Annotated in this window: 14 protein-coding genes; 12 read left to right on the top strand and 2 right to left on the bottom strand. The window is 44.0% G+C overall.

Going from position 1 to position 15,984, the window contains the following annotated elements:
- The first annotated feature begins 51 nt into the window (after positions 1–51).
- The 10 genes from DX073_RS01435 (at position 52) to bfr (DX073_RS01390) (ending at position 8,949) form a co-directional block, all read left to right on the top strand.
- Positions 52–927: a MaoC/PaaZ C-terminal domain-containing protein gene (locus tag DX073_RS01435; RefSeq protein ID WP_062501687.1), complete on the top strand. Its 876-nt coding sequence runs from the start codon at positions 52–54 to the stop codon at positions 925–927.
- Between the two features lie 110 nt (positions 928–1,037).
- Positions 1,038–1,292 carry a hypothetical protein gene (locus tag DX073_RS01430; protein ID WP_147279665.1) on the top strand — a complete coding sequence of 85 codons (255 nt, stop codon included), beginning with the start codon at positions 1,038–1,040 and terminating at the stop codon, positions 1,290–1,292.
- Positions 1,293–1,475: 183 nt separating this feature from the next.
- Positions 1,476–2,738, top strand: a complete 1,263-nt coding sequence (locus DX073_RS01425; protein ID WP_115004865.1) for an RCC1 domain-containing protein — start codon at positions 1,476–1,478, stop codon at positions 2,736–2,738.
- A gap of 53 nt (positions 2,739–2,791) precedes the next feature.
- The gene (locus tag DX073_RS14050; protein ID WP_147279664.1) at positions 2,792–3,121 is read left to right on the top strand and encodes a hypothetical protein; all 330 of its coding nucleotides are present in this window, start codon (positions 2,792–2,794) and stop codon (positions 3,119–3,121) included.
- A gap of 214 nt (positions 3,122–3,335) precedes the next feature.
- Entirely contained in the window at positions 3,336–4,373 is a 1,038-nt protein-coding gene (locus tag DX073_RS01415) for an IS110 family transposase (RefSeq protein ID WP_258556830.1), read from the top strand.
- 290 nt (positions 4,374–4,663) lie between these two features.
- Positions 4,664–5,911, top strand: coding sequence for a serine hydrolase domain-containing protein (locus tag DX073_RS01410; RefSeq protein WP_115004861.1), 1,248 nt, complete (start codon positions 4,664–4,666; stop codon positions 5,909–5,911).
- Between the two features lie 116 nt (positions 5,912–6,027).
- Positions 6,028–6,960, top strand: a complete 933-nt coding sequence (locus DX073_RS01405) for a branched-chain amino acid transaminase (RefSeq protein WP_115004859.1) — start codon at positions 6,028–6,030, stop codon at positions 6,958–6,960.
- A 310-nt stretch (positions 6,961–7,270) separates the two neighbouring features.
- The gene (locus DX073_RS01400) at positions 7,271–7,465 is read left to right on the top strand and encodes a (2Fe-2S)-binding protein (RefSeq protein WP_062501173.1); all 195 of its coding nucleotides are present in this window, start codon (positions 7,271–7,273) and stop codon (positions 7,463–7,465) included.
- 417 nt (positions 7,466–7,882) lie between these two features.
- Positions 7,883–8,377, top strand: a complete 495-nt coding sequence (gene bfr / locus DX073_RS01395) for a bacterioferritin (protein ID WP_062501171.1) — start codon at positions 7,883–7,885, stop codon at positions 8,375–8,377.
- Between the two features lie 98 nt (positions 8,378–8,475).
- Positions 8,476–8,949, top strand: a complete 474-nt coding sequence (bfr, locus tag DX073_RS01390) for a bacterioferritin (RefSeq protein WP_062501169.1) — start codon at positions 8,476–8,478, stop codon at positions 8,947–8,949.
- Positions 8,950–9,075: 126 nt separating this feature from the next.
- Here bfr (DX073_RS01390) and DX073_RS01385 read toward each other — a convergent pair whose 3' ends face one another.
- Both DX073_RS01385 and betT read right to left on the bottom strand, forming a co-directional pair.
- Complete coding sequence (locus tag DX073_RS01385) at positions 9,076–9,831, bottom strand: MipA/OmpV family protein (RefSeq protein WP_115004857.1); 756 nt, start codon at positions 9,829–9,831, stop codon at positions 9,076–9,078.
- A 216-nt stretch (positions 9,832–10,047) separates the two neighbouring features.
- Complete coding sequence (gene betT, locus DX073_RS01380; protein WP_115004855.1) at positions 10,048–12,075, bottom strand: choline BCCT transporter BetT; 2,028 nt, start codon at positions 12,073–12,075, stop codon at positions 10,048–10,050.
- Positions 12,076–12,397: 322 nt separating this feature from the next.
- Here betT and betB point away from each other — a divergent pair, with 322 nt between their 5' ends.
- Complete coding sequence (gene betB, locus DX073_RS01375) at positions 12,398–13,915, top strand: betaine-aldehyde dehydrogenase (protein ID WP_115004853.1); 1,518 nt, start codon at positions 12,398–12,400, stop codon at positions 13,913–13,915.
- Between the two features lie 41 nt (positions 13,916–13,956).
- Complete coding sequence (gene betA / locus DX073_RS01370; protein ID WP_115004851.1) at positions 13,957–15,669, top strand: choline dehydrogenase; 1,713 nt, start codon at positions 13,957–13,959, stop codon at positions 15,667–15,669.
- Positions 15,670–15,984 lie beyond the last annotated feature (315 nt).

The following is a 15,984-nucleotide window of genomic DNA, read 5'->3' as shown; positions in this document are numbered from 1 at the left end:
CCCAAAAATCCATTAAAATTTACCAAAATTATTCTATATTAAAGGTATGATATGGCAGAACAAAATTTTAAAGAATTGCCAAAAATGCACACCACTTATGCCAACGTTATCAAAAGTTTGATTCCGCACGGCGACAACCGAGCAGGGGCATTGCCTGATTCGGTGTATGCAGTGGACAAACTCGCCATTGACCAGAACAATTTGCGAGACTATCGGCGAATCTGTGGGTTTATTGATGATGGGCGTGTACCGCCAACGTATTTTGCGGTGTTGTCGCAGACGTTACAGATGAACATGATGGCAAAGCCTGATTTTCCTTTTGCCATGCTTGGGCTCGTGCATTTAGAAAACAGCGTTACGCAGTATCGTCCGATTTTTGATACCGAAACGGTCAAGATGAGTGTGCGACTTGACAACCTAACCCCCCATGACAAGGGGCAAACCTTTGATTTTATCACCGAAGTGCATATCGATGATGAGCTAGTATGGCAAGGGACATCAACTTATCTGTCTCGCCAAAAAAAGCCTGTCGATGAACGCACGGTCAAATCTGTGCCTGAGAGTGTGGCACGCTTAGAGCCTGATGACAATGGTTGGGCGGAGCTGATTAATATCCCAGAAGACATCGGACGGCGGTATGCGTTCGTGTCGGGCGATTTTAACCTAATCCATTTGCACCCCTTATCAGCTCGGGCGTTCGGCTTTCCTAAGGCAATCGCTCATGGCATGTGGTCAAAGGCGGCGAGCATTGCTCAATTTTATGATTTGCCGAAGGCGTACCGAGTGGACGTGTCATTTAAAACGCCCATTTTCTTGCCGTCCAAGATTGACTTTGTGGCACGCCAAGAGAGCGATGGGCGAGCCTTTGCCCTGTATGCGGCAGGGACGGAAAAACCGCATTTACTCGGCAAAATTACGTTTTTATGATGGGTGAAAAAGACATACTGAGTATGTCTTTTTTTATTTTTATTGAGTGTAAATTTGAGTTCAAAAGGGTGAGGTTTATAAAATTGCTATTTTTTTATGGAAAAATAAAGATGTTTAAAAAATCTATTATTCCCATTTTATGCTCATCACTTCTATTATTAGGCTGTGATAATAGACTGGCTCATAAAGTCATAGCATATCAAGAAGAAGTAAAACTATCCGATGGTAGTTTTATTTGGGTAGATATTAAAAGACATTATAGATTAGCAGGAGAACCTTTTCAAAAAGCTAATTATTTACCGAGTATTGTAGAGATTAGTTGGGATACGGGGTTTCTTGGGATGGTGGTGCGTCTGGTGTTTTAACCAAAAATGGGGAATTGTATGCTTGGGGAAGTCATGATGGTATGTTTGGAATGGGCAAATCTACAGATGAATATCCTAGCCGTGATGATGTTTTGACGGTGCAAAAATCGCTGTTTACAACCCATTAAATTTATTATAGAATAAAAATCATTCTTTTTTTTATCAAGGTAACAGGAGTTTTTTATGAGTAGTTCTATGAAAGACATTTTTTATCATACCTTCCCCACCAGAGCCTTGTCCGCTCTTTTTTTATGTCTGTCACTTGCTTTAACTGCGTGTAATGATAAATACCCTAAGGCAAATATGCCTGATACGCCATTAGAAACACCCTTAGAGATTATCATAGAACCTAAGAAAGTGGCGATGACAAAGACTTGGGCGGCAGGGATTAAAGACGATGGCACATTATGGACTTGGGGGAGTGGTCTAAGTAAGATTAGACGCACCACCACAGGCAACCATGTAGACCCCACTCCAATGCCAGTAGAGGGTATCAATGATGCCGTTGCCATCTCTGGTGGCATTGGTCATATGCTACTGCTTAGAAAAGATGGCAGTGTATGGGGATGGGGAAGTAATCATGATGGCTATGTAGACCCCAATGATGATAATACTTTGATTTATCAGCCTAGAAAGATAGAAGGTTTGGAAGATGTGGTGGATGTGGTGGCAGGGTTAGGTCTTTCGGCTTTTTTGAACAAACACGGTCAGGTTTATGTGCTGGGAGAGAATACTGCAGGGCTTTATGGAAACCCAATTAAACAGCTACCAAAACCAACCCAAGTTCAAGGCTTACAAGATATTATAAAAGTGCAAGCCAATTCAGACTATATTTTGGCACTAGACAAATTTGGACAATTATACTCTTCCTCAAGATACATTCAATATCTAGGTAATGATAAAGCAGAAACAGCCACCCACGAAAATGGAAAAACATATTACCCCATAACAAAATTAACTTTCCCTAAGAAAGTGGTTGATTTTGATGTTTCTTTTGCCAATATTGTTCTACTGGAAGACGGAACAGTATGGAGCTGGGGAGATAGTAGTTATACGGGACATGGACAGCCTTCAACCGATTTTGTTACCAAACCAACACGAATTTCTAGTTTATCTAAAGTTGTAAAAATTGATACCCATTCCGCCTTAACCCAAGATGGTAATTTGTATACTTGGGGTTTGCAAAGTTTTGAATGCTCTTCGTGTTCAAATGGCGTTCGGTCTCGTTATTATTATTCGCCAGTTCTTATTGCACAAAATATTGATATTAAACAATTTATTGACAGTAAGAACCATCAAGGTTTTCTTGATAAGAATGGACAGTTATGGACTTGGGGTGGCAACAAATACGGAACAGCGGGTACAGGCGAAGTTCAACAGGGTAATTGGACAAAAGATGAAGGCGAGGCACTTAGTCTAAAAAAATCCCTATTTACAACCCATTAAAACGGGCGTATAATCGTTCTCAATTTTCATTTTTAAGGTAACAGGAGTTAGTTATGCAAGCAACTATGAAAGATGTGTTTTATCACACACCCTCCATCAGAGCCTTATCCGCTCTTTTTTTATGCCTATCTGTTACCTTGACTGCTTGCGGTAAAGACCATCCCACCGCCAACATTCCTGATGCACCATTAGAAAAACCTTTAGAGATTATTGCGATGACAAAGACTTGGGCGGCAGGCATTAAAGAGAATGGGGCATTATGGACTTGGGGAAGTGGTTCGGGCAAAATCAGAGCCACTACCACAGGCAATCCTGTAGACCCTACTCCTATGCCAGTAGAGGGCATTAATAGTTCCGTAAGGTGCGTACCACGCACCTTTTAAACAAAATGGAATATTGGTGCGTAATACACACCTTTGTATACCCCCTTTTAAGGTATAATAAGCAAAAACCCGTTATCCACATCTTGTACGCACCTTAGAACCATAAGGGCAACCACCCAAGATTAAGTTCGTGTCGTAGCTTTAAGAGTGGATAACCTTTCATCAATCAAAACCGTACAGTTGATAGACTCTAAACCGAATACAAGGCAGGTTAATGATGAATAATGCTAAACAAACCAAAAATACCAAGCAAACCAAAACCAATGTAGCGAACAAGCCCAATGAACCCATTTACTGTGGCATTGATGTGGGCAAAAAGGTCTTTGTGGTATCACTTTCTTGTAAGGATAAAACCAAAACCTTTTCAAACACTGGGGGCGACATCAAACAAGCGATGGCTTATCTTAATACCAATGCAGGCACAAACCTAGCTTTGGTAGTACTTGAAAGTACAGGCGGATTAGAAATCCCCCTTGCCAAAGCCCTGTATCAATCAGGCTTTAATGTGGTGATTGCCAATCCTAATAAAACCAGCCAGTTTGCTAAGTCTTATTCTAATGCTAAGACAGATAACCAAGATGCCAAAATGCTTGCTCTTTATGCCAAGTTTTTAAGTCTTGATGAGAGCAAACTTACTCATTTGCTCTATGTCCCACCAAGCGAAGAGCAAGAACGCTTAGAGGCATTGGTAGTACGCCGTCATCAGCTTGTGGCAATGCGTGTACAAGAAAAGAACCGTATTTGGCAAATTCATCAAAGTCAGCTTGAGAGTGTTAAACAAGTCATTGCTTACCTTGATGAACAGATTGCTAAGTTAGAACAAGACATCGACACCCTAAGCAAACATTTTGATGACACCACAAAAAAGTTTAAAGACATCAAGGGGATTGGTGGTGTTACTGTCGCTACCTTGATGTCAATGTTACCTGAACTTGGTACATTAAGCAATAAAGAAATCGCCTCCTTAGTGGGCGTTGCCCCACACCCCAAAGAAAGTGGCACACTTAAATACAAGAGCCATTGCAAAGGGGGTAGGCAATCGGTTCGTAATGTCTTATACAATGCCACCAATGTGGCAAGACAATATGAACCCAAATTTAAACAGTTTTATGAGCGTTTGATAGGCAAAGGCAAACCCTTTAAAGTTGCCATCAACGCTTGTATGCGTAAACTCCTAATCGTCATTAACGCCATTGTTAGAAATGACAGTGTTTGGCAAGCGGATTATCATCTTAATCTTAGCGTTAAGTAACATCCACAAGCCAACAAAGTTAATGAGGGTTGGTGGTACTGTATTCTTTAGGGATACAGTTGCTACCACTATGTATAAGATTAAAGAATTTGGATCCATGTACTTTTATGATATGGATTTTACTTATGTTGAAAGAAGTAATATACTTTACCCCATTCTCGACTATATATAAATGATTGATTTATCACGGGCGAATGTGATTCGCCCCTACGATCCAAAAAACGCCCCACACTTTGAATTTTCCCCCAAATTCTTATACAATAAGCCATTTTTATCATTAGGTACAGACCATGTGGCAAGATTTTCCCAAACTGCTTTCTAAATTACAATTTGACGACTCGCCTGCCGGTGGTTCACTGGTCATCACTCACAAAGGCGAGACGGTGGTAAACACCGCCATAGGGCAAGCCCTGCCACACCAAGACTGGCACGCCCACACGCTATCGGTAAATTTCTCTATCGGCAAAGGCGTGATGGCGACCCTTGTGGCGGTGTTGGTCTCAAAGGGACTGTTGGGCTATGATACGCCCATTAGTTCATATTGGGTGGAGTTTGGGGTAGGGGGTAAAGAGCATATCACGCTACGCCACATCTTGACTCACACCGCAGGGCTGTTTAACATTACCACGCTCACCGACGACACCGATGAGCTGACCGACTGGCAAATGATGACCGCCAAAGTCGCCCAAATGTCGCCTGACACCCCCAAAGGGCAGGACGAGCAGGGCTATGGCAGTGCGTATAGTGCGTTGGTTTCGGGGTGGATTTTGGGGGGATTGGTGGAACGTGTAACAGGACTGCCCTTGCAACACGCCCTAGATGAATACCTTGCTACGCCCTTAGGCATACAGGGCGAGCTGTATTATGGACTGCCTGCTGACAAGCTAGGGCAAGTTGCCAAGCCTGTGCGGTATTTTGATGGTACGCCCACAACCAAACGCAAACCAACCCTAAAACCTGACACCCCAGAGATGTTGGCGGTATATGCAGGGCTTGACATCACGCCATTGTGGGCGGATAAGGTGGGAATGCTTGGCACATCTGGCATTAATAAGCTGTATTTTGACACCGCCAAGATGAACCTTGTCAATTATAAAAATGCACTCATGCCAAACGGGCGTGATGGCGTGGAATACCATCATGATAAGGTGTTGCAAGCGGTCATTCCTGCTGCCAATGGGGTCTCTACCGCCCACGCCCTAGCCACTATCTACGCCATGCACGCCAATGGTGGCGTATGGCAAGGACAAACGCTCATCACGCCTGCGGTACTTGCCGACATGCGTGCGGTGCGTGTGGACGGTTTTGATGCGGTCATGCCTGCCAATATGCGGTGGCGGTCGGGTTTTCATCGCTTATTTAGCCTACAAAACACACCAAACGCCTACGGACACATGGGTTATAACGGCTCGGTGGCGTTCTGCGACCCTGATAGGCAGTTGTCTTTTGCCTTTATTCATAATTTTGACACAACCATGCTAAATGACGTACGCCAGTTTGTACTGGTAGAGACGGCAATCGCTCGTGCCACACCTTAAAAAACTATTGCAAAACGCCCAAACGGTGTTATAATCATGCGATTACTTTTATTTTATAAACGCTCTAAGTTTATAAAATAATTTTATTAAAAGCTCTTTTTATCAAGGAAAAACTTATGAGTTTAGCAACCCAAGACGGCAAAATGTGGCTAGATGGCGAACTGATCAACCAACCTGATGCCAAAGTCCATGTACTCACACACAGCTTGCACTATGGTTTGGCGGTGTTTGAAGGTGTGCGTGCCTATCAGACCCCTGACGGACGTACCGCCATTTTCCGTCTACATGAACACACCGAACGCCTACTTAATTCTGCCAAAATTTTTCAGCTAGACGTGCGTTATAGCCATGATGAGCTGGTCAAAGCCCAAAAAGACGTGGTGCGTGAAAATGGCTTGGCGTCTGCTTATATTCGTCCGCTCATCTGGGTTGGTTCAGAAAAGCTCGGTATCGCCGCCAAAGACAACACCATTCATTCAGCCGTTGCTGCATGGCATTGGGGGGCGTATCTGGGCGAAGACGGTATCAAAAACGGTATCCGTGCCAAGACATCAAGCTACACACATCATCACCCCAACGTAACCATGTGTAAGGCAAAAGCCGCCGCCAACTATCCTGTGTCTATCCTAGCCAACCAAGAAGCAACCAAAGCAGGCTATGAAGAAGCCATTCTTATGGACCCACTCGGCTATGTGTGTCAAGGCTCGGGCGAGAACTTATTTTTGGTAAAAAATGGCGAACTGCATACTCCAGACCTAGCAGGCGGAGCGTTGGACGGTATTACTCGCCGTACGATTATTGAGTTCGCTCATGATTTGGGTATCAAAGTCGTAGAACGCCGTATCACTCGTGACGAGTTCTATCTTGCCGATGAGATTTTTATGACAGGAACCGCCGCCGAAGTTACCCCAATCCGTGAATATGATGACCGTGTGATTGGCAAGGGCGGACGTGGCGAGCTGACCGAAAAACTACAAACCTTGTATTTTAATGTGGTGCAAGGGCGTAATGACAAGTACAAGCACTGGCTGTCTTTTGTCAATGAATAATCAAATTTGATTAAATTTTTAACAATCCCCAAAATATGATGTTTTGGGGATTTTTATCTATCAAAATGTTAAGTAGATTTTTGGGAATAGGCCATTGATTTTTAGACAAATTCATATTTTAAAAAGCATTATCAGCAAATAATCCCTGCATCCATCAAAATTTTCAAACTTTTTTATAAAAATTATCAATTTTTGCTTGCAAATAATAATAATTATTGCTAATATAATCTCATGAGTCAATAAGAATAACCGTTCTTATTTTCGTTTAAAAAATAGCCAATCCACAACAGCATTTGCCAAGGACTTCGCCATGTATGTTTGTATTTGCCATGACATCAAAGACACCCAAATCAAAACCGCCATGCTACAAGGCGTTGATAGCGTGGAAGCATTGCAAAGTGAGCTACTGGTCGGTACTTGCTGTGGCTGTTGTATGCCTATGGTGCAGGATTTGGTTGATGAACATCATGCCAAATATGTGGCGGTGGACGCTATGGCGGTGTGATAGAATTTTTGTAAATATTTGGTAAATTTATTACTGTAATTTTTCTAAATATAAGTGTCTTTGCACAATCTTAGCTAGATTAAAATTATCAATCAATAGTCATTTTCAAGTTGATAAAATTAACTAATAAGCCTTATTATTTGCAAATTATTAAAATGGTAAAAGGAATTGTCATCAATAATAAAAATAACAACATAATCAATAACTTAGCCTATTTGCCAAAACCATTTTCTCCAATTCACCTAAGATGATTTCTTAGGTGAAAATTTTTGTTATTGTAATAGCCATTCTCATAGCGTAAGTCGTTCGCAGTTCCTTTGCCATACAAATACCCCCTTGTCAATCCCTATCTTTGTGCTATGATATGTCCCATACAGCGTTGGCTGATTTTTCTTTATCTAACACAGGATTTTTATCATGAAATCATCTCAAAAAGTCATTGATTATCTAAATTTCTTATTGGCGGGCGAGTTGGGTGCCAGAGACCAGTATTTTATCCATTCACAAATGTACGCTGAATGGGAGCTGGGTAAATTGCACGACCGCATTTATCACGAAATGGAAGATGAAACCCTACACGCACGCCTGATTATTAACCGTATCATCATGCTGGGCGGTACACCAAATATGCAAGTGGGCGAGATTAACATCGGTGCCGATGTGCCTGCCATGCTAAAAAGCGATTTGGAACTAGAATACACCGTACAAGAACATCTAAAAGAAGGCATTGCCATCTGTGAAGCCGAGCGTGATTATGTAACCCGTGATATGCTCGTGCGTCAGTTAGAAGACACCGAACAAGACCACGCTCACTGGCTAGAAAAACAACTACGTTTGATTGAGCTGATGGGACTACAAAACTACCTACAAAGCCAAAGTGCTGAACCCAACATGGTGGGTGCCACGCACTAAGTAGGGCGATAAGGCAGAAAAAGGTAAAAAAAGGGGGTGTGTATGCACCCTTTTTTAAAAAGTTAAATGTTTAAAATTAAAGATAAAAAGGTAATAACATGAAAGGCGATAAAGACGTTATCCGTCAGTTAAATTTGGTATTGGGTCAGTCCCTGATTGCCATTAACCAGTATTTTTTGCACGCTCGTATCGTTAAAAACTGGGGCGTGGAAGAGCTAAACGACTCATTTTTTAAGCAGTCCATTCGCGAGATGAAATGGTCAGATGAGCTGATTGAGCGGGTGTTGCTATTAGAAGGTTTGCCAAATTTGCAAGATTTGGGTAAGCTCATGATTGGTGAGACCGTAGAAGAGATTTTGGCGTGTGATTTGCGTTTGGAGAAGCGTAAGCATGACGTGCTGGTAGAAGCCATTGACGTATGTACCGCCAAGCGTGATTTTGTTTCTCGTGAGCTACTCATCAAGCTAAAAGATGGCAATGAAGAGTACGAAGACTGGCTAGAAACCCAACAAGAAAAGATTGCGGACATCGGCATTCAAAACTATATCCAATTACAATCAAGCGATGATTGATAAGCAGATAAACAACAAAAAGGGCGAACATGGGTTTGCCCTTTTGTTATTTGCTAATTATTTTGGGGGGGTAGTGGCGAATCACATTCGCCCTTGATAAATCAAGCACTTATATAAATTTAACCATTAAAACGTATAAGTCAAACCCACATTTGCCCCAATGTCCACTTTATCATCGGTTAGGGGGCTGTCTTTTTGGGTTGATGAGAGCCATTCGGCTTTGGTGTTGGCAAAGGCACCGATGTGGTCGGTAAATTGGTATTTGCCAGAGACAGAGACAAAGGGCGAGTAGCTGGATTTGGCGGTGTAGGTGTCTATGCCTGTTTTGGTGCTTTCTTGCTCGGATACGCCAAAGTAGTATTGGTTATAATCATCACTGTACCAGTTTACGCCAAATTTGGGATATACAGTGAGCTTGTCATCGGCGAATTTAAACAGACTGCGATGAGCCAGTGAGATGGTTTGACCGCCACTTCTGTCCATCATGTCTGTACCCGCCTTAATCTCAAACCCGCCCACAGGCGTGATACGCATATAACTTAGTACGATATTGGCACTGGATTTACGGCTGTTTAGGCCTTTTAGGGCGGTTATGGTTGCGTCATCTGGCTCAAAGTGGCGAGACTCATAGCCTGCCCCCACACGAAACCAGTTTTCGCTGTCTTTGTGAGCATAAAAACCGAGCTCCGAACCTTCGGCATAAAAATAGTCGTTATCGTATAGCACGAGTGGCACTGCCCCCACTTTATCATCTGTGGCATAGGCGTGCGAGCCAAAACTGGCTAAGGCACCAATGGTCAAGCCGTCAAGGGCTGATGTGTCCTGAGCGGTAGCAGATAAGCTAAGGCTAAGTAGGGTTAGGCTAAGTAAGGATTTTTTCATGATAAATGTTCACGGATAAAATAGGGTTATTATAATGCAAAAATGGCAGTTTGGGAATGATGGTTTGGGGAGATTTTTAATAGACTTCTTTCCAAACCCTGATTTTTATAGATTTTTAAAAACTTCAACTCCAGTGTTTATAGGGGGTTATTTTTGGCTTGGAAAGAGATTTAATAAAAAAGCGTGCCTTTTGACACGCTTTTATTTTGGGATAAATTACTTAGGAAACACAGGGCGATTGCCAGGGGTTTCACGATTTAAATGCAAAAACGCCCGATGACGCTCGTATTTGTCAAGCACATCATTGATGACTTGCTCGCTGTTAAAGCCTGACAAATCATTGCCTTGCAAACCTTCAAACAAATACGTCTCCAAGCGATAATAAAACTCTTGCCCGTCATCAACCGTTGGACGCTCTGGCACGGGGTATTTGACAGGGACGATGCCATACACGAAGTTATACTCGTCCTTATAATCCACCGTCAGCATATGTTGCACAAGGCTTGGCTCATCGTCCAAGGCGACCGATTCCACACGCACCGACAGCCCCTTTTGGCGTAGAGCGTCCGCCACGTCAGTTAGGGCAGGCAGGCAGACATTTGTCATCATCGCTTTTGTCTCTGGGGCGTCAGGATAGGCGGTAATGCGGTGCAGGCGAGTTTGCCAGTCGCTCACGTCCACGCCACCTGCCACAGGCACGGCATTGATTTTGGTAATCTCTTCTCTAAAATCTTCAAGGCGTAACGACTTAAACAGCCCCACCATGACAAAAAACATGACAAAGCTAAATGGCAAGCCCATGACAATAGTCGCCTTTTGTAGGGCGGTGATGCCGTCCGTCATCAGCATGGCAGCGGTCAGCATGCCGATTGCCACCGCCCAAAACAGGCGTATCCAAATGGGGGGCGTGTCGGTGTTTTTTTGGCTTTTAAAGCTAAAATTGCTAAGCACGATCGCCCCAGAATCTGCCGATGTTACATAAAACAAAAGCCCTGAGACAAAGGCGATGATTGCCGTTACCGAGAACCAAGGATAAGTGGATAACAGCTCATAAAAACCAATCTCAGGGCGTGCGATGATTTTTTCGGCAAAGGCAAGGTTGCCACCTAGCACTTCATTTAAGGCACTGTTGCCCATGACTGACAGCCAAGCAAGCGTAAACATAAAGGGAATGGACAAGGTGCCGATGACAAATTCACGAATGGTACGACCCTTTGAGATTTGAGCCAAAAACAGTCCCACAAAAGGCGACCACGCAATCCACCACGCCCAAAAGAACAGCGTCCAGTCTTGAATCCATTGTTTTTGTTCGGGTGTTTGGTTGTAGGCAAAAGTATCCAAAGTCAAAGTCGGAAAACGGCTAAGATAGTCGCCTACGTTCATGACAATGGCGTTTAACAAAAATTCGGTATTGCCCAAAAACAGCACAAACAGGATAAGTCCCAAGGCAAAATAAATGTTAAGCTCCGATAGGATTTTGATGCCCTTGGATGCCCCTGTGGTTGCCGACACAATGGTAATGGCGACCGCTAGGGCGATAAGCCCAATTTGCCAAAGTAAGTTTTCAGGTAAATCAAAAATAACGTGCAGACCGTAGTTTAATTGCACCACCCCGATACCGCAAGTGGTGGCAATACCAAAAATCGTCCCCAAAATCGCCGCCACGTCCACAGCATGACCGGCAGGTCCATCAATCTTTTTGCCAATCATGGGGTACAATGCCGAGCGAATGGTTAGGGGTAGATTGTAGCGGTAGGCAAAATAGCCAAGGGCAATACCCACCAACGCATACATACACCAGCCTGTCAGCCCATAGTGAAAAATCGTCCACATCAAGGCTTCACGAGCCGCCTGTGTGGTCTGACCGTCCCCAACAGGTGGATTCATGTACTGCATGATAGGCTCTGCCACCGAAAAAAACATGATGTCAATGCCAATCCCTGCGGCAAACAGCATGGACGACCACGTCAAAAGACTGTATTCAGGTTGGGAATGCTTGGGGCCTAGCTTGATGTTACCATAGCGAGAGCAGGCAATAAACAGCACAAAAATAATATACACCGATGCGGCAAAAAAGTAGTACCAACCAAAGGTGGTACTTACCCACGCCAGCACACCATCCAAAATGGCGGACGCACTGTCATTAAACAGCATGGTATATAAGCTAAAAAAGACGATAATCACCGCCGAACAGACAAACACTGTTCGGTTTAGGCGACCGTCTTTGAATTTGGTATCTTCCATAGTGTTACCTTCCAAGTTTGTTAATGATATAAAATTGCTAGGGCGTGCTAAATTTTCATCTTATTTTTTATGAAAATGTCATCAAGGTTTAAAACGCCCTAAATAGTTTTCAAAAAACCTAATAAATTTACAAAAGGTTTACAAAAATCAATTTGCAATATACAATCATTTTACACAAATTAAACAATAAATTCATTAAAAATCAATTATTTGCGTTATAGATGATTTTTTGTTATCATAACCCATCTTTTTGGTTTCATCAACCTTTGAATAAAATTTATAAGTTTTGATGATAAATTTTTAAAAATACAGGAGTCTTGTTATGGCATTGTCATCACTACCAAACGTAGAACAAACATCGCTATACATCGGCGGAAAGTATGTATCTGCCAGTAGCGGGGAGTTTTTTGAGACGGTCAATCCTGCTACGGCAGACACGCTTGCCAAACTGCAAAGTGCTTCAAAAGCGGACGTGGATAAAGCGGTGCAAAGTGCCAAAGCAGGACAAAAAATCTGGGCAGGCATGACAGCGGTGGAGCGTTCTCGGATACTGCTAAAAGCGGTGGCGATTTTGCGTGAACAAAATGATGAGCTGGCACGCCTGGAGACGGCGGACACAGGCAAGGCAATCAGCGAGACTGCTTATGTGGATATTGTTACAGGGGCGGACGTCTTGGAGTATTATGCAGGGCTTGCCACCGCCGTTGAAGGAGTGCAAGTGCCACTTCGCACAGGCAAAGAAGGGAGCTTTTTTTATACTCAAAGAGAACCGCTTGGCGTAGTGGCAGGGATTGGGGCGTGGAATTATCCCATTCAAATCGCCCTATGGAAATCCGCCCCTGCCTTGGCATCTGGTAATGCCATGATTTTTAAGCCGAGTGAAGTTACGCCTTTGACCGCCCTAAAACTTGCCGAGATTTATACCCAAGCTGGCGTGCCTGACGGGGTGTTTAATGTCGTGCAAGGTGGCGGTGATGTGGGGGCGTATCTGACCGAACACCCTGACATTGCCAAAATCTCATTTACAGGCTCGGTGGCAACAGGCAAAAAAGTGATGAGCCTTGCAGGAGCATCATCACTAAAAGACGTAACCATGGAGCTTGGCGGTAAGTCGCCTTTGATTGTTTGTGATGATGCCGACATTGAGCTGGCGGCGGACGTGGCGATGATGGCAAACTTTTATAGCACAGGACAAGTGTGTACCAATGGCACACGAGTTTTTGTACCAAGTGCCAAAAAACACGCCTTTGAACAAGCCATTTTGGCACGCCTGCCCAAGGTTCGCTTGGGCGACCCAACTGATGAGACAACCAACATGGGTCCTTTGGTGAGCTTTGCCCACATGGAGCGAGTGCTTGATTATATGGAGCAGGGCAAAAAAGCAGGGGCAACGGTGCTGTTTGGTGGACGGCGTGCGGTGGCGGATGATTTTGCCGAGTATGGCGAGTCGCTGTCCAAGGGGGCGTTTGTGCTACCGACCGTTTTTACTGATTGTACCGATGAGATGAGTATTGTTACCGATGAGATTTTTGGACCTGTCATGAGTATTTTGACTTATGATGATGAAGATGAAGCGATAGAGCGTGCCAATGACACGATTTTTGGCTTGGCAGGGGGTGTGGTTACGTCTGATTTAAATAAGGCTCATCACATTACCCACGCCTTGCAGGCGGGCATTTGTTGGGTCAATACATGGGGCGAGTCAGATGCCAAAATGCCTGTGGGAGGCTATAAGCAATCAGGCGTGGGACGTGAAAATGGCATAATGACGCTAGAACATTATACCCAAGTCAAATCCATTCAAATAGAAATGGGTAAATTTGAGTCTATTTTTAAATAACTGATATATTATCAAATTTATTAACTTATTACGGAAAACTTATGACAGAATATGACTATATCATCATCGGAGCAGGTTCGGCAGGTAATGTGCTTGCCACACGTCTGACAGAAGACAGCGATGTGAGCGTGCTACTTTTGGAAGCAGGTGGTCCTGATTATCGCTTGGATTTTCGTACGCAAATGCCTGCGGCACTGGCGTACCCCTTGCAAGGCAAACGCTACAATTGGGCGTATCTGACCGACCCTGAGCCTTATATGAATAACCGCCGTATGGAGTGCGGACGTGGTAAGGGGCTTGGTGGTTCATCGCTTATCAATGGCATGTGCTACATTCGTGGTAATGCCATGGATTTGGATAATTGGGCAAAAATGGACGGGCTAGAAGATTGGACGTATGCCGACTGCTTGCCCTATTATAAAAAGGGCGAGACCCGTGATGTGGGCGAAAACGACTATCACGGTGGCACAGGTCCTGTGAGCGTAACGACTTCACAGCGTGGCTCAACCATAGGCAGTAGCGTGCTGTTTAATGCCATGGTAGAAGCAGGCGTGCAAGCAGGCTATCCACGCACCGATGATTTGAACGGCTATCAGCAAGAAGGCTTTGGACCTATGGACAGAACGGTTACGCCAAAAGGACGCCGTTCTAGCACGGCTCGGGGCTATCTAGACATGGCAAAATCACGCCCCAACCTTACCATAAAAACCCATGCCGTAACCGATAAAATCTTATTTTCAGGCAAGCGTGCCATTGGCGTGCAGTATCTACAAGGCAATGACACAAACCCCACAACCGTCCACGCCAAGCGAGAAGTCATACTCTCGGCAGGGGCGATTGCGTCTCCGCAGATTTTACAGCGTTCGGGCGTTGGGGCAAAAAATTTGCTTGATGAATTTAAAATCCCCGTTGTCCATGACTTACCAGGGGTGGGCGAGAACTTGCAAGACCATTTGGAGATGTATCTACAATACGAATGCAAAAAACCTGTATCGCTGTATCCTGCCCTAAAATGGTACAATCAACCTGCCATTGGGGCAGAGTGGCTGTTCTTGGGAACGGGCATTGGGGCAAGCAATCAGTTTGAGGCAGGGGGCTTTATCCGAACTCGTCCTGAATTTGAATGGCCAAATATCCAGTATCACTTTTTGCCAGTTGCCATTAACTACAACGGCTCAAATGCCGTAGAAGAGCATGGTTTTCAAGCACACGTTGGCTCCATGCGTTCGCCGTCTCGTGGGCGTATCCGCCTAAAATCGCTAAATCCCCACGACCACCCCAGCATTTTGTTTAATTATATGTCGCACGAGCAAGACTGGCAAGAGTTTAGAGACGGCATTCGTATCACTCGTGAGATTATGCACCAGCCTGCTTTGGATGAGTACCGTGGGCGTGAGATTAGCCCAAGCCGTCATGCCCAGACCAATGCCGAGCTTGATGAATTTGTGCGTAATCATGCCGAGACCGCTTATCATCCGTCTTGTAGTTGTAAAATGGGCATGGACGATATGGCGGTGGTGGACGGACAAGGGCGTGTGCATGGCTTAGAAGGCTTGCGTGTCGTTGATGCGTCTATCATGCCCCTTATCATCACAGGTAACCTAAATGCCACTACCATTATGATGGCGGAAAAAATCGCCGATGTCATGCGTGGGCAAAAATTGCCAAAATCAACGGCAGGTTACTACAAAGCCGACCCCAATGTGCTAAGACAAGAGCCTGTTCGAGTGTTTGACCCGAGTATGATGCTTTAGGGGTTTGTAAAGGGCGGATTTATTCGCCCTTTTTTATTTTCATTGCAAAATATAGTCAAACAAATTTGAAATAAGACAAGGAAAACGAGCGAAGTTGTACAAGTAGTACTACGAGCGAGTTTGACACAGTATTATTTCAAAGTTGGCAGACTATACAAATTACAAAGACGGATGTTAGTACATCTCAGACCCAGCACAGTTCAAAACACTTATCAGAAATATATCTAAAAAATTTTATATTTATCATAAAAACTAATAACAATACAAAGATTTTCCATTTGCTATTTTGTCAGCTTTGGTTTAGTTTATACACGT

The organism is Moraxella lacunata, from assembly GCF_900453205.1.
GTDB classification, from domain to species: Bacteria; Pseudomonadota; Gammaproteobacteria; order Pseudomonadales; family Moraxellaceae; genus Moraxella; species Moraxella lacunata_B.
This window is presented reverse-complemented; position numbering and strand designations above follow the sequence as displayed.

Coding starts and splice junctions, on each gene's coding strand:
- DX073_RS01435 (WP_062501687.1), top strand. CDS start 52: ATGGCAGAACAAAATTTTAAAGAATTGCCAAAAATGCACACCACTTAT.
- DX073_RS01430 (WP_147279665.1), top strand. CDS start 1,038: ATGTTTAAAAAATCTATTATTCCCATTTTATGCTCATCACTTCTATTA.
- DX073_RS01425 (WP_115004865.1), top strand. CDS start 1,476: ATGAGTAGTTCTATGAAAGACATTTTTTATCATACCTTCCCCACCAGA.
- DX073_RS14050 (WP_147279664.1), top strand. CDS start 2,792: ATGCAAGCAACTATGAAAGATGTGTTTTATCACACACCCTCCATCAGA.
- DX073_RS01415 (WP_258556830.1), top strand. CDS start 3,336: ATGATGAATAATGCTAAACAAACCAAAAATACCAAGCAAACCAAAACC.
- DX073_RS01410 (WP_115004861.1), top strand. CDS start 4,664: ATGTGGCAAGATTTTCCCAAACTGCTTTCTAAATTACAATTTGACGAC.
- DX073_RS01405 (WP_115004859.1), top strand. CDS start 6,028: ATGAGTTTAGCAACCCAAGACGGCAAAATGTGGCTAGATGGCGAACTG.
- DX073_RS01400 (WP_062501173.1), top strand. CDS start 7,271: ATGTATGTTTGTATTTGCCATGACATCAAAGACACCCAAATCAAAACC.
- bfr (WP_062501171.1), top strand. CDS start 7,883: ATGAAATCATCTCAAAAAGTCATTGATTATCTAAATTTCTTATTGGCG.
- bfr (WP_062501169.1), top strand. CDS start 8,476: ATGAAAGGCGATAAAGACGTTATCCGTCAGTTAAATTTGGTATTGGGT.
- DX073_RS01385 (WP_115004857.1), bottom strand. CDS start 9,831: ATGAAAAAATCCTTACTTAGCCTAACCCTACTTAGCCTTAGCTTATCT.
- betT (WP_115004855.1), bottom strand. CDS start 12,075: ATGGAAGATACCAAATTCAAAGACGGTCGCCTAAACCGAACAGTGTTT.
- betB (WP_115004853.1), top strand. CDS start 12,398: ATGGCATTGTCATCACTACCAAACGTAGAACAAACATCGCTATACATC.
- betA (WP_115004851.1), top strand. CDS start 13,957: ATGACAGAATATGACTATATCATCATCGGAGCAGGTTCGGCAGGTAAT.